We start from the raw sequence: 13572 nt of genomic DNA, 5'->3' as shown, positions 1-13572 counted from the left end.
GTCAGCGACGACGCGCCGAGACGAGATTCATGCGCTCGATCTTTCCCCTAGCCGGAGCCATCGCCCTCGCCATGACCAGTGCCGCTTCCGCCCAGCCCGTCACGCTGCCCTCGGGCCTCAGCTACACCGACGAAGTGGTCGGCACCGGCGCCGAGCCGAAGACCGGCCAGCAGGTCACCGTCCACTATACCGGCTGGCTCGACGAGGGCGGCGGCAAGCGGGGCAAGAAGTTCGATTCGTCGCGTGATCGCGGCCAGCCCTTCTCGTTCACCATCGGCGCGGGCCAGGTGATCCGCGGCTGGGACGAGGGCGTCGCCACGATGAAGGCCGGCGGCCGCCGCATCCTGACGATTCCGCCGGATCTCGGCTACGGCGCCCGCGGCGCCGGCGGCGTGATCCCGCCGAACGCCACGCTCATCTTCGACGTCGAGCTGATCGGCTCGCGCTGATCGCGAAACGCGTCCGGCGCCCCCGAGGGCGCCGGATCCCGCAGGCAACGGCCTCAGATGAGCTTGTGCTCGCGCGCCAGCGCCAGCAGATCGCGCTGCGGCCGGGCGCCGATATGCTCGATGACCTCGGCCGCCGCGAGCGCACCGAGACGGGCCGACGACACGTAGTCGATGCCGCGGGTGTAGCCGGCCAGGAAGCCCGCCGCGAACAGGTCACCGGCGCCGGTGGTGTCGATCACCTCGCGCACCGGGAAGGCATCCACCGCCCGCACCTCGCCGCCGCGCACCACCAGCGCGCCCTTGGCCGAGCGGGTGACGAGGCCGAGCAGGTGCGTGCCCTGCCCGCCGCGCTCCTCGCGCAGGGCCGCGACGGCGGCGTCCGGATCGTCGGTCTGGTAGAGGCTCTGCAGCTCGCCGATATTGGCGAACAGGATGTCGATGCTGCCGTTGCGGATCAGATCGAGGAATTCCTCGCGGTAGCGGCCGACGCAGAACGCGTCCGACAGGGTCAGCGCCACGGCGTTACCGGCCGAATGGGCGACCTTCACCGCCTTGCGGAACGCGTCCTTGGCGGCCGGCGGATCCCACAGATAGCCTTCGAGATAGGTGACGCGGGCCGAGCGCACGGTCGCCTCGTCCACGTCGTCGGGGGAGAGGCCCTGGCAGGCGCCGAGATAGGTATTCATGGTGCGCTCGCCGTCGGGCGTCACCAGGATGAAGCAGCGGGCGGTGGTCGGCCCTTCCGTCGCCGGCGGCACGTCGAAGCGCACGCCCGTCGCCTTCAGATCGTGGCTGAACAGCCGGCCGAGTTCGTCCTCGTGCACCTTTCCGACGAAGCCGGTCTTGGCCCCGAGCAAAGCCGCGCCGACGGCGGTGTTGGCGCCCGAGCCGCCGGAGACGACGGTCGCCGGACCCATCACCTCGAAGAGGCTCTCGGCCCGCGGCTCGTCGACGAGTTGCATCGCGCCCTTCGTGACGCCCTGCTTGACGAGGAAATCCTCCTCGGCATGGGCGATGAGATCGACGATGGCGTTGCCGAGGACGAGGAGGTCGAGGGATTGGGACATCGGGCCGTCCGGTCTCGCGTGACAGATGGGCCGGGCCTGTCGCACCCCGCTCGGCAAGCGTCAAGCAAAGGCCGTCTCAAGGCTCCGCGAACAGACTCGCCACGGCGAGCCTGAGGCCGGGCGGATCGAGCACGAGATCGCCCGAAGCGGCGATGCGCGTCTCGATCAGGTCGCCGGTGCTGCGGCGGTGGTGGATCACCGTGCGCCGCTCGGTGTCGAGGATGAGGTAGTGGCACAGGCTCGGCAGGCGGAAGTAGCCCATGAGCTTTGTGCCGGTGTCGACGTGCCGCGTGCTCGGTGAGATGACTTCGACGATGACAATCGGCTCAGGGACTGTGGTCGAATTCGGATTGAGGCGCTCTCCGCAATAGACGAGAGCGTCAGGCTCGAAGCTCGCGGATGCATCGATCCGCACGGCAACGCCGTCGGGAAGAACGCGACACGGAAGATTGGCGGCGCGGATCGCCATCCCAAGTGCTTGATAGGTCGCGAGCTTGGTTTCAGCGTGCCGGATGCGCTCCGGCGACATGGCAAACACCTCGCCATCGACGAGTTCGTACCGTCCCGGCTGGCCCTCGGCCCAGGCCAGGAACTCATCGACATTCATGCGGGCTGTCGGCCCGGTCTTGGGCTGCACGCTCATAGGACTGAGCCTATCACCATTGTCCGTGCCCGCGAAGGCGCGTCTACTGCTGCAACGCCTTCACCTCGCATTGCGCATAGTCCGAACTCGCCTTGACGTAGGCGTTGAGCTTCTGGACGTAAGCGCCTGCGATCGCTTGGAAAGCCTGCGCCTGAGCGTTGTAGGCCTTGATCGCGTCGTTGTAGCTGTAGGCCTCCCAGCCGGGGCAGCCGTCCTTCTTGTCGAGGCAGGCGGGCTTTTCGGGAAGCTTCGGCTTTTCCGGCCGCGCCTCCGCCGGCGGGGGCGTCGGCGGCGTGCAAGGGGCGGCCAGCGCCGGGCCCGCGAGACCGGCCAGCGCCAATGCCGTGATGATGCGTCCTGCCATGATCCGTTCCCGCGCCGTCGTCTCGAGGGTTGTGACGGTCGAGTTGTGGCGGGAATGGGGTCGTGAAACCGCGAGCGTTAACGCACCGTCGTGCGAGATGCGGTAAACGCGGCTCATGCCGCGCACGCCCCTTTCCGCCGCCGTCGAAGCCCTCAGCGAGGAAGCCGCCCAGGCGCGCCATGCCGAGCTGTCGCGGGCGATCGAGCGGGCAAACGATCTCTACTACAACGAGGACGCGCCCGAACTCACGGACGCGGATTACGATGCCCTGCGCCAGGAGCTGGAGGCGATCGAGGCGCATTTCCCCGCGCTGACCGGCACCACCGAGGCGAGCGCGGGCGTCGGCGCCAAGCCTTCGGAGAAATTCGCCAAGGTCCGCCACGCGGTGCCGATGCTGTCGCTCGGCAACGCCTTCGCCGACGAGGACGTCGAGGAGTTCGTCGCCCGCGTGCGCCGCTTCCTGAACCTCCCGGCCGAGGCGGCGGTCGCCTTCACCGCGGAGCCGAAGATCGACGGGCTGTCGCTGTCGCTGCGTTACGAGGCGGGCCGGCTCGTCACCGCGGCGACGCGGGGCGACGGCGAGGTCGGCGAGAACGTCACCGCCAACGCGCTGACGGTGGACGACATCCCGGAAACGCTCTCCGGCGAGGGCATTCCCGACGTGCTGGAGGTGCGCGGCGAGGTCTACCTGTCGCACGCCGATTTCGCGGCCATCAACGCGCGCCAGGAGGCGGCGGGCAAGCCACTCTTCGCCAATCCGCGCAACGCTGCGGCCGGGTCGCTGCGCCAGCTCGATCCGGCGATCACCGCCTCGCGCCCCTTGCGCTTCTTCGCCTATGCCTGGGGCGAGGTCTCCGAGCCCTTCGCCGACACGCAATCGGCGGTGTTGGAGCGGTTCCACGGCTGGGGCTTGCCGGTGAACCCGCGGACCAAGCTGTGCCGCTCGGCCGAAGAGATGATCGCGCATTACCGCGCCATCGAGGCGGAGCGGGCGGGTCTCGGCTACGACATCGACGGCGTCGTCTACAAAGTGGACGACCTCGGCTTCCAGCGCCGACTCGGCTTCGTCAGCCGCGCGCCGCGCTGGGCGTTGGCACACAAATTCGCGGCGCAGGAGGCGATCACCGAACTCCTCGCCATCGACATCAATGTCGGCCGAACCGGCTCGCTCAACCCGCTCGCGCGGCTCAAGCCCGTCACCGTCGGCGGCGTGGTGGTCTCGAATGCGACGCTGCACAACGAGGGCTACGTGCAGGGCGTGGGCGCCGACGGCGAGCCGATCCGCGAGGGTCGCGACATCCGCGTCGGCGACACCGTGATCGTGGTGCGCGCGGGCGACGTCATCCCGAAGGTGCGGGACGTGGTGCTCGACAAGCGCCCGGCCGATGCGGTGCCCTACGTCTTCCCGGACACCTGCCCGGCCTGCGGCAGCCGGGCCGTGCGTGAACTCAACCCGCGTACGAAAAAGCTCGACGCGATCCGCCGTTGCACCGGCGGGCTGATCTGCCCGGCGCAGGGGCTCGAGCGGCTGAAGCACTTCGTCTCGCGCAACGGCTTCGACCTCGAAGGGTTCGGCCAGACCTATATCGAGGTGCTGTTCGAGGCCGGTCTCGTGAAGCAGCCCGCCGACCTGTTCCGGCTGGAGTTCGAGCCCCTGAAGGCGGCGATCGTCGCCCGGCGCGAAGCGCTGTCCGCGCAGCGCCGCACCGAGGGCGAGCCGGCGCCGAAGAAACCGACCAAGAAGAAGGGTGAGGAGGAGGACAAGGCGATCAAGAACCTGCTTGCCTCGCTCGACGCCCGCCGAAAAATCCCGCTCAACCGCTTCCTGTTCGCCCTCGGCATCCCGCAGATCGGCGAATCGACGGCCAAGGCGCTGGCCAAGCGCTTTCCCGACATGCCCGCTCTGAGGGCGGCCCTCGCGGCGGCGACGCGGGAGCAGGCGGGCCAGGACTGGCTCGAGCTCTCGGCGCTCCCGCGGATCGGACCCGGCACCCGCGACCGGCTGTTCGAGACCCTCGATCCACTGCCCGGCGAGGCGATGCAGGACCTCAGCCTCGGCGCCCGCCTGCGGGGGCGGCTCGCGCCATCCCAGCGCGAGGCGGTGCTGGCCCATTACGGCAGCGAGGACAGGGCCGACGCGGCGCTGGAGCGGGCGGCCTCCCAGCGGCCCGGCGACGCCTACCGGCTATTCGCAGACGACGGCGAGATTGGCCCCGTGGCGACGGACTCGCTGATCCAGTTCTTCTCCGAGCCGCATAACGATGCGGCGGTGCGGGCGCTGCTCGAAGAGGTGGGAACCGAGCCGCTTGCGGCCACGACCTCGGCGGCGGCGTTCGCCGGCAAGACGGTGGTGTTCACCGGCACCCTCGAAAAGATGACCCGCAGCGAGGCCAAGGCCACCGCCGAGCGCCTGGGCGCCAAGGTCTCCGGCTCGGTCTCGGCTAAGACCGACCTCGTGGTCGCCGGCCCCGGCGCCGGCTCGAAGCTCAAGGACGCCGAGCGTCACGGGGTGAAGGTGGTCTCGGAGGACGATTGGCTGGCGATGCTGGCGGAGGCGTAAAGTTTCCCCCGAGCCTTGACCCCGCGCCCCCCACGGCGCAATCCGTGCCCCGGATCAGCCGGCCGGGCAGCCGCTCCGTCGTCAGACGGGGAGGAAAGTCCGGGCTCCATGGAGAGGCGGTGCCGGATAACCTCCGGCGGGGGCGACCCCAGGGACAGTGCCACAGAGAGTAGACCGCCTTGCTGAAGGCTCGTCCTTCGCAAGGTCAGGGTGAAAGGGTGCGGTAAGAGCGCACCGCGGACGCGGCAACGCGGACGGCACGGCAAACCCCACCGGGAGCAAAACCGAATAGGGGCGACACGCCGCTCCCCGCGAGGGGAGGGCAGGCCCTCTCTCCAGGCTCGTCGCCCGGGTTGGTTGCTCGAGGCGGCCGGTAACGGACGTCCCAGAGGAATGGCTGCCACGTCCGTGAGTTCGTCTCACGGGCCCTACAGAACCCGGCTTACAGGCCGGCTGATCCACCCGATCCAACCGACGCGCGCGCTCCCGCGCCCGTTGGCGCAAGTGCTTCCCGAGTTTCGGGAATTCCGCCGCAGCGCATCCACCGCCGGGGGCGTGAGTTGCCATGGCGCCGCTTGGTAAACGTCAAGAAAACATCCCGATCATTGACGCTCGGTTAACCTTGATACGGTCAGATCAGAGCTGCCTGCATGGTCAAGCTCGTTGACGCGTTTCGAGGGCCCATGTTACCCCGCGCCATCCCGTTGACGCCCTGTTCTGGATCGGCCAACACTCGCTCAGGTTGCCTCGCGGGACTGCGCGCGCATGGCCGGAGCCGCTCGCGGATCGGCGTCGCCACATCTCGGGCCGCCCTGCGGTCCGTCCATTCAGCAGGCTCCCATGATGCATCCCCCGCCGGGTGGCGCCCGAGCTCTCTACGGATTCCGCGAGAGCGCCGTGGGGCGATGCCGATGAGCCGGGCGCCGCGTACGCCGAGAGCCGAGTTGCCGAAGGGCGAGCAGGCTCGCCACGTTCCCGTCCTGCTCGCCGAGGTCCTCGCCGCGCTCTCCCTCGACCGGCCGGGCCTGGCCGTGGACGGCACCTTCGGAGCGGGCGGCTACACCCGCGCGCTGCTCGATGCCGGGCCGGAGGTGCGCGTGATCGCCATCGATCGCGATCCCACCGCGATCCGGGGCGGAGCGGATCTCGTGAATGCCTCCGGGGGCCGCCTGCGGCTGGTCCAGGGCCGGTTCGGCGATCTCGACACGCTCATCACCGATCAGGACGAGGCGCAGGCCGACTGGGTCGTGCTCGATATCGGCGTGTCCTCAATGCAGATCGACGAGGCGCAGCGCGGGTTCTCGTTCCGGCAGGACGGGCCGCTCGACATGCGCATGGGCGGGGAGGGGCCCTCGGCGGCCGATCTCGTGAACGGCGAGGAGGAGACCACGCTCGCCGACATCCTCTACTATTTCGGCGAGGAGCGCCGCTCGCGGGCGGTGGCCCGTGCCATCGTCGAGGCGCGGCGCCGCGCTCCGATCGAGACCACGGCGCAACTCGCCGACCTCGTGGCGAGCGTGGTCCGGCCCGAGCCCGGCAGCCCGATCCACCCGGCGACGCGCAGCTTCCAGGGCCTGCGCATCGCGGTGAACGACGAACTCGGCGAACTGGTGCGCGGCCTGCACGCCGCCGAGCGGGTGCTCAAGCCCGGCGGCCGGCTCGCGGTGGTGACGTTCCATTCGCTGGAGGACCGCATCGTCAAGCAGTTCTTCTCGGCCCGCAGCGGCCGGGCGGCGCAAGCCTCCCGGCACGTCCCGGGCGTGGAGCGGCCGGCACCCAAGAGCTTCAAGCTGGTGACCAAGGGTCCGGTGCTGCCCTCGGAATCGGAAACGGACGTCAACCCACGGTCGCGTTCGGCCAAGCTACGCGCCGGCGAGCGGACCGACGCACCCGCGCCGCCGCCTCTGAGCGCCATCGAAACGCTGGCGAGCCTGCCGGCTCCACAGGGACGAGGGCCACGGCGGTGATCCGGCTTCTCAACGTGCTGGCGATCGTCGGGCTGATCTGCTCGGCGGTCTACGCCTACTCGACCAAGTACGACACGCTCTATCAGGCGGGTCAGGTCTCCAAGCTGAAGACCGGCCTGCACAAGGAGCGGCAGGCCATCGCCGTGCTGCGCGCCGAATGGCAGCTTCTCACCCGCCCGGACCGGCTCCAGGCGGCGGTCGAGCGGCATCTCACCCTGGAGCCGATCGGCAACGGGCATCTCGCCCGGCTCTCCGACCTGCCGAACCGGCCCGACCGCGGCGACGAGATCGGCCGCCTGCTCGCCTCCACGGCGACTCCGACCGTGACCCCGACGGACAGGCCGGGGAGCGCCCGCGACGAGCCGCGCACCACCGGCTCCGTCACCACCCGCACCGTCTCCACCCGCCCGCCCGCGGTTTCGAGGTAGCGTCCCCGTGTCCCACGATCCTTCCCAGGAAGATCCGTCGCAGGAAGGTCCGTCACTGGGCCTGCAGCACGCGCAGCCGGACGCGCGCGCGACTGACGCCGCCGTGCCGGAGCCGGGTGCGGACCGGGTGGTGGCGAGCGAGCCGCCGGTCTCGGCGCTGACGCGGCTCACCCGGATCATGTTCCGTCTCGCCATCGAGCGCTCGCATGCCCGCGTGGCACTGGTCGGCCTCGCCTTCACGGCGGTGTTCGTCACCATCAGCGTGCGGCTGATCGTGATGGCGGCGACGCCTGCGAGCAACAGCGACGAGCACCGGGTGGCGGCCGCCGCCACCACCACGATCCGCCCGGACATCATCGACCGCAACGGCGAGATCCTGGCCACCGACATCCGCACCGTCTCGGTCTTCGCCGAGCCGAAGCGGATGGTGCGCACCTTCGACACCGACGAGGCGGTCGAACTGCTGACCGCGGTGCTGCCCGAGCTGAACGCGGCGGAGCTGCGCGCCAAGCTGTCCTCGAAGAAGGGCTTCGTCTGGATCAAGCGCGAGATCACGCCGAAGCAGCAGCTCGAAGTCCACCGCCTCGGCATCCCCGGCGTCGGCTTCCTGCCCGACCACAAGCGCGTCTACCCGAACGGGGTCGCGGCCGCGCATGTCATCGGCGCGACGAACCTAGACAATATCGGCATCGCCGGCATCGAAAAGTACATCGACAACCGCGGCAACAAGGCGCTCAACGAGTTCGGCCTCGTCGCCAAGCAGACCGACCTCTCGCCGATCCAGCTCTCCCTCGACCTGCGCGCCCAGTTCGCCCTGCGCGACGAGCTCGTGAAGGGCGTGGAGAAGTTCAAGGCCAAGGCCGGCGCCTCGATGATCCTCGACGTGACCACCGGCGAGGTCGTCGCGCTCGCCTCCTATCCGGATTTCGACCCGAACGAGCCGAAGGACGCGCTCTCGGACGACCGCATCAACCGGATGAATGTCGGCGTCTACGAGATGGGCTCGACCTTCAAGGCGATGACGCTCGCCATGGCGCTGGATTCCGGCAAGTACAACGTCAACTCCACCTTCGACACCCGCGGCGGCGTGCTGCACTGGGGCCGTCAGAAGATTCACGACTACCACGCCACCGGGCGCGTGCTGACGATGCCGGAGGTGTTCACCCACTCTTCCAACATCGGCTCGGCCAAGATGGCGCTGGGCGTCGGCGTGCCCGGCCACCGCGCCTTCCTCAAGAAGATGGGCCTGCTCGACCGGATGCGGACCGAGCTGCCGGAATCGGCCGCGCCGATCCTTCCGCCGCGCTGGGCCGAGATCAACACCATCACCATCGCCTTCGGCCACGGCATCGCGGTGGCGCCGATCCAGGCGGCGGCGGCGGTGGCCGCGATCATCAACGGCGGCGACCTGATGACGCCGACCTTCCTGAAGACCGACGAGCCGACCGCGCGGGGCAAGGCCAGCCACGTGATGAAGCCGGAGGCCAGCGAGGCGATGCGCTTCATCATGCGCCTCAACGCCGTCGAGGGCTCGGCCAAGAAGGCGTCGATCCCGCTCTACTACGTCGGCGGCAAGACCGGCACGGCGGAGAAGGTCATCAACGGGCGCTACGCCAAGAACCGCCTGTTCACGACGTTCATGGCGGCGGCCCCCATGGACAAGCCGAAATACCTGTTCCTGACGATCATGGACGAGCCGCAGGGCCTGCCCGAGACCGGCGGCTACGCCACGGCCGCCTACAATTCCGGCACGGTGACGGGCAAGATCATCGAGCGGGCCGCGCCGATCCTCGGGCTGGCACCGCGCTTCGATCCGCCGGTGAAGCCGTTCCCGCTGATGGTAAAGCTCGGCGCCTACCATGCGACCATGGTGGACGGGCAGTGACGGCAGCCTGTACCCGGTCGGCCTGACCCGCACGGACGCTTCCGAGGATTGTTTTGCCGATGAGCCAGCCGACGCCTGACGACCGGACTCTCGGGGCGCTGTTCCCGGAGGCGGACGCGGCCATCGCCGGCCGTCCCGTCGCCGGCCTCACCGCCGACAGCCGCAAGGTCGTACCCGACGGCGTGTTCGTGGCGGTGCCCGGCACCGCCGCCGACGGACGCCGCTTTGCCGCCGCCGCCGCAGCGGCCGGCGCGGTCGCCGTGGCCGGGGAGGGGACGCGCCCGGCAGACCTGCCCGAGGCGACCGCCTGGATCGAAGTCGCGGATGCCCGCCGGGCGCTGGCCCTCGCCGCCGCCCGCCTCTCCGGTCGTCAGCCCGAGACGGTGGTCGCGGTCACCGGCACCAGCGGCAAAAGCTCGGTCGCCGACTTCGTGCGGCAGATCCTGTCACGCCTCGGGCGGGAAGCGGCAAGCCTCGGCACCGTCGGCATCGTCACCAACCGGGGGGCGGAATACGGCTCGCTGACGACGCCCGACCCCGTCACGCTGCACGAGACCCTGGCGCGCCTGGCGAAGGAGGGCATCACCGATCTGGCCATGGAGGCTTCTTCCCACGGCATCGAGCAGCGCCGCCTCGACGGGGTGGAACTGACGGCCGCCGCCTTCACCAATCTCGGCCGCGACCACCTCGATTATCACCCCACCATCGAGGACTATCTCGATGCCAAGCTCCGCCTGTTCACGACGCTGCTGCCGAAGGGCCGTCCGGTCGTCGTCAATGCGGATGGCGCCTATGCCGAGCGCGTCATCGGCGTGGCCGACGCCGCCGGCCACGTCATCCGCACCACGGGGCGCGGCGGCGACTTCATCCGCCTCGTCGAGGCCGGAACGGAGGGTTTTGCGCAGAGCCTGACGCTCGCCCACGACGGCAAGGACTATCGCGTGCGCCTGCCGCTGGTCGGCGGCTTCCAGGTCGAGAACGCCCTGGTCGCGGCGGGCCTCGCCCTGGCGACGCCAGCGGGGCAGGCCGATCCGGCCGGCGTCTTCGCCGCGCTCGAAGGGCTGACCGGCGTGCCGGGCCGCATGGAGCGGATCGGCGAGGCGAAGGGCGGGCTCTGCCTCGTCGATTACGCCCACAAGCCGGAAGCCCTGGAGCATGTGCTGACCGCGCTCCGCCCCTTCGCCAGCGGGCGCCTCGTCGTCGTGTTCGGCTGCGGTGGCAACCGCGACGCCGGCAAGCGGCCGATCATGGGCGCGATCGCCGCGCGCCTCGCCGACCGGGTCATCGTCACCGACGACAACCCCCGCAACGAGGAGCCCGCGGCGATCCGCGCCGCCATCCTCGCCGCAGCGCCGGGCGCGGAGGAGATCGGCGACCGGGCCGAGGCGATCCGCGCGGGCGTGCGGGACCTGCGAGCCGGCGACGTGCTGGTGGTTGCCGGCAAAGGACATGAAACCGGCCAGATCGTCGGGCCACGCGTGCTCCCGTTCTCGGATCACGACACCCTGCGCGCCGCGATCGCGGAGTTGAACGGATGACCGACGCCCCCCTCTGGACCCCTGCCGCCCTGGAGGCGGCCACCGGCGGGCGCCTGATCGGCGCGCCGCGTGCCGTCACCGGCGCCTCGATCGACACCCGCAGCCTGGAACCCGGCGACCTGTTCTTCGCCATCCGCGGCGAGGCGCGCGACGGGCACGACTTCGTGCCGGCCGCCCTCGGGAAAGGGGCGGGCGCCGCCGTGGTCTCCGCGTCGCGCGCCAGCGAATTCGAGGATGCCGGTCCCGTTCTCGCCGTGCCGGGTGAGGGCGACGATCCGGTTCTGGACGCGATGCGTCGCCTTGGTCTGGCCGCGCGCGCCCGCACCGGGGCAGCGATCGTTGCGGTGACCGGCTCCGTCGGCAAGACCGGTACCAAGGAAGCCCTGCGCCACGTGCTCTCGGCGCAAGGCGCCACGCACGCCTCGGTCGCCTCCTACAACAACCATTGGGGCGTGCCGCTGACGCTGACGCGGATGCCGGAGGCCACCCGCTTCGGCGTGTTCGAGATCGGCATGAACCACGGCGCCGAGATCCTGCCGCTGACCGCGATGGTGCGGCCGGACGTGGCGCTGATTACCACGGTCGAGCCGGTGCATATCGAGCATTTCCGCTCGCTCTCGGCCATCGCCGACGCCAAGGGCGAGATCTTCTCAGGACTCAAGCCCGGCGGCGTCGCGGTGATCAACCGCGACAACCCGAACTACGAGCGCCTGCTCGCCCACGCGCACGCCTCCCGGGCGGGGCGCGTCATCACCTTCGGCGAGCATGCGGCGGCGGATGTGCGCGCCCACCGCATCCTCACCCGCCCCGACGTCTCGGTGGTCGATGCCAGCGTGATGGGCGTGCCCCTGACCTACCAGCTCGGCACGCCGGGCCGGCACGTCGCGATGAACTCGCTCGGCGTGCTGGCCTGCATCCACGCGCTCGGCGCCGACCTCGCCCGCGCCGCCCTTTCGCTGGCGAGCCTCAAGCCGCCGGTCGGGCGCGGCGAGCGCACCGCGCTTCGGATCGGGGACGGCGAGGCCTTCCTCGTCGATGAGAGCTACAATGCCAATCCCGCCTCGATCCGCGCGGCGCTGGCGACGCTCGCCGGCATCGACACCGGTGCCAAGGGCCGGCGCATCGCCGTGCTCGGCGACATGAAGGAGCTTGGCGCGACCGGGGAAGCGCTGCACCGCGAACTGGCGGATTCGGTTGCCGCGAACGGCATCGACCTCGTCTTCGCCGTCGGCCCCCTGATGGCGCACCTGTTCGAGGCGCTGCCGATACCGGTGCGGGGGACGGCCGCGCCGGCCGCCGAGGACGTCACCGACGCCGTCCTCGCGACCCTGCGGCCGGGCGATGCCGTAATGGTCAAGGGCTCCAACTCCATGCGCATGGTCCGCATTGTCGAAGCGGTCAAAGCCCGCTACGCGGTCGCGCCGGACCCGCGCGAAGCCTCGCTGAACGCGGTTCGCTAAGCTTCACTCCATCGGCCGGGCCCTCGCGCCCGGCCGTTCCATCCGGCCGCGCGCAACGCCGTGCCGGGCGTGTCGACAAAGAACCTGCCGCGGGCGGACGAACGCATGCTCTATCTGCTGTCGGAACTGAGCGGCACGCTCACGCCTCTCAACGTGTTCCGCTACATCACCTTCCGCACCGGCGGCGCGCTGTTCACGGCGGGCTTCTTCGTGTTCTGGTTCGGGCCCTGGATCATCTCGCTGCTGCGCCTGCGCCAGGGCAAGGGCCAGCCGATCCGCGAGGACGGTCCGGCCAGCCACCTGACCAAGCGCGGCACGCCGACCATGGGCGGCCTGATGATTCTGGCCGGCGCCGTGGTCTCGATCCTGCTCTGGACCAACCCGCACAACCACTACGTCTGGGTGACGCTCGCGGTGACCCTCGGCTTCGGCGCGATCGGCTTCTACGACGACTACCTCAAGGTCACGAAGCAATCGCACAAGGGCTTCTCGGGCCGCTTCCGCTTGGCTCTCGAATTCGCGATCGCGGGCGCAGCCTGCCTGATGATCTCGCTCTACTCGCCCGCCGGACTGCAGAACCAGCTCGCCTTCCCCGTCCTCAAGGACACGCTGCTGAACCTCGGCTGGTTCTGGGTGCCGTTCGCCGCCTTCGTGATCGTGGGGGCGGGCAACGCGGTCAACATCACCGACGGGCTCGATGGGCTCGCCATCGTCCCCGTCATGATCGCCTGCGCCACCTTCGGCGTGATCGCCTACCTCGTCGGCAACGTCATCTATGCCGGCTACCTGCAGGTGAACTACGTGCGCGACACCGGCGAACTCGCCGTGGTCTGCGGCGCGGTGATCGGGGCAGGGCTCGGCTTCCTGTGGTTCAACGCGCCGCCCGCGCAGATCTTCATGGGTGATACCGGCTCGCTCGCGCTCGGCGGCCTGCTCGGCACCATCGCCGTGGCAGCCAAGCACGAGATCGTGCTTGCCATCGTCGGCGGCCTGTTCGTGCTGGAGATCATGTCGGTGATCATCCAGGTCGTCTCGTTCAAGCTCACGGGCAAACGCGTCTTCCGCATGGCGCCGATCCACCACCACTTCGAGCAGAAGGGCTGGAAGGAGCCGCAGGTCGTGATCCGCTTCTGGATCATCGCCGTCATCCTGGCGCTGGTCGGGCTCGCCACGCTGAAGCTGCGCTGAGCCGGGACGAGAGACAACAAACC

11 protein-coding genes and 1 other RNA gene are annotated in these 13572 nt (G+C 69.9%); 9 read left to right on the top strand and 3 right to left on the bottom strand.

Annotated features, from left to right (window positions below):
• Positions 1–29 precede the first annotated feature (29 nt).
• Positions 30–449, top strand: coding sequence for an FKBP-type peptidyl-prolyl cis-trans isomerase (locus Y590_RS23020; protein ID WP_060771895.1), 420 nt, complete (start codon positions 30–32; stop codon positions 447–449).
• A 53-nt stretch (positions 450–502) separates the two neighbouring features.
• Here Y590_RS23020 and Y590_RS23015 read toward each other — a convergent pair whose 3' ends face one another.
• The 3 genes from Y590_RS23015 to Y590_RS23005 all read right to left on the bottom strand — a co-directional run bounded on the left by Y590_RS23015 (position 503) and on the right by Y590_RS23005 (position 2523).
• Complete coding sequence (locus Y590_RS23015; protein ID WP_060771894.1) at positions 503–1516, bottom strand: adenosine kinase; 1014 nt, start codon at positions 1514–1516, stop codon at positions 503–505.
• Positions 1517–1592: 76 nt separating this feature from the next.
• Positions 1593–2159 (bottom strand): Uma2 family endonuclease, encoded by a 567-nt coding sequence (locus tag Y590_RS23010; RefSeq protein ID WP_060771893.1) that lies wholly within the window; start codon positions 2157–2159, stop codon positions 1593–1595.
• A gap of 43 nt (positions 2160–2202) precedes the next feature.
• Positions 2203–2523 carry a hypothetical protein gene (locus Y590_RS23005; protein ID WP_060772425.1) on the bottom strand — a complete coding sequence of 107 codons (321 nt, stop codon included), beginning with the start codon at positions 2521–2523 and terminating at the stop codon, positions 2203–2205.
• A gap of 115 nt (positions 2524–2638) precedes the next feature.
• Between Y590_RS23005 and ligA the strand changes: the two genes are divergently transcribed.
• From ligA to mraY, 8 genes are all read left to right on the top strand, one after another.
• On the top strand, positions 2639–5083 hold the full coding sequence (ligA, locus tag Y590_RS23000) for an NAD-dependent DNA ligase LigA (protein ID WP_060771892.1): 2445 nt from the start codon (positions 2639–2641) through the stop codon (positions 5081–5083).
• Positions 5084–5137: 54 nt separating this feature from the next.
• Positions 5138–5544, top strand: an RNA gene (gene rnpB, locus Y590_RS22995) — RNase P RNA component class A.
• Between the two features lie 450 nt (positions 5545–5994).
• Positions 5995–7050 (top strand): 16S rRNA (cytosine(1402)-N(4))-methyltransferase RsmH, encoded by a 1056-nt coding sequence (gene rsmH / locus Y590_RS22990; RefSeq protein ID WP_060772424.1) that lies wholly within the window; start codon positions 5995–5997, stop codon positions 7048–7050.
• Complete coding sequence (gene ftsL, locus Y590_RS22985) at positions 7047–7478, top strand: cell division protein FtsL (protein ID WP_060771891.1); 432 nt, start codon at positions 7047–7049, stop codon at positions 7476–7478. Before rsmH ends, ftsL begins: the two co-directional genes overlap by 4 nt.
• Before the next feature lie 7 nt (positions 7479–7485).
• The gene (locus tag Y590_RS22980) at positions 7486–9363 is read left to right on the top strand and encodes a peptidoglycan D,D-transpeptidase FtsI family protein (protein ID WP_060771890.1); all 1878 of its coding nucleotides are present in this window, start codon (positions 7486–7488) and stop codon (positions 9361–9363) included.
• 59 nt (positions 9364–9422) lie between these two features.
• Positions 9423–10901 carry a UDP-N-acetylmuramoyl-L-alanyl-D-glutamate--2,6-diaminopimelate ligase gene (locus tag Y590_RS22975; protein ID WP_060771889.1) on the top strand — a complete coding sequence of 493 codons (1479 nt, stop codon included), beginning with the start codon at positions 9423–9425 and terminating at the stop codon, positions 10899–10901.
• Positions 10898–12361, top strand: coding sequence for a UDP-N-acetylmuramoylalanyl-D-glutamyl-2,6-diaminopimelate--D-alanyl-D-alanine ligase (locus tag Y590_RS22970; RefSeq protein ID WP_060771888.1), 1464 nt, complete (start codon positions 10898–10900; stop codon positions 12359–12361). The genes Y590_RS22975 and Y590_RS22970 overlap by 4 nt, the downstream gene beginning before the upstream one ends.
• A gap of 105 nt (positions 12362–12466) precedes the next feature.
• The gene (gene mraY / locus Y590_RS22965; RefSeq protein WP_060771887.1) at positions 12467–13549 is read left to right on the top strand and encodes a phospho-N-acetylmuramoyl-pentapeptide-transferase; all 1083 of its coding nucleotides are present in this window, start codon (positions 12467–12469) and stop codon (positions 13547–13549) included.
• Positions 13550–13572 lie beyond the last annotated feature (23 nt).

Origin of the sequence: Methylobacterium sp. AMS5 (assembly GCF_001542815.1) — a bacterium.
GTDB lineage: Bacteria > Pseudomonadota > Alphaproteobacteria > Rhizobiales > Beijerinckiaceae > Methylobacterium.
The sequence above is the reverse complement of the archived record's forward strand: the minus strand, read 5'-3'. Positions and strand labels throughout refer to the sequence as shown.

Coding starts and splice junctions, on each gene's coding strand:
- ligA (WP_060771892.1), top strand. CDS start 2,639: ATGCCGCGCACGCCCCTTTCCGCCGCCGTCGAAGCCCTCAGCGAGGAA.
- Y590_RS23005 (WP_060772425.1), bottom strand. CDS start 2,523: ATGGCAGGACGCATCATCACGGCATTGGCGCTGGCCGGTCTCGCGGGC.
- Y590_RS23010 (WP_060771893.1), bottom strand. CDS start 2,159: ATGAGCGTGCAGCCCAAGACCGGGCCGACAGCCCGCATGAATGTCGAT.
- Y590_RS23020 (WP_060771895.1), top strand. CDS start 30: ATGCGCTCGATCTTTCCCCTAGCCGGAGCCATCGCCCTCGCCATGACC.
- rsmH (WP_060772424.1), top strand. CDS start 5,995: ATGAGCCGGGCGCCGCGTACGCCGAGAGCCGAGTTGCCGAAGGGCGAG.
- Y590_RS22970 (WP_060771888.1), top strand. CDS start 10,898: ATGACCGACGCCCCCCTCTGGACCCCTGCCGCCCTGGAGGCGGCCACC.
- Y590_RS22975 (WP_060771889.1), top strand. CDS start 9,423: ATGAGCCAGCCGACGCCTGACGACCGGACTCTCGGGGCGCTGTTCCCG.
- Y590_RS23015 (WP_060771894.1), bottom strand. CDS start 1,516: ATGTCCCAATCCCTCGACCTCCTCGTCCTCGGCAACGCCATCGTCGAT.
- mraY (WP_060771887.1), top strand. CDS start 12,467: ATGCTCTATCTGCTGTCGGAACTGAGCGGCACGCTCACGCCTCTCAAC.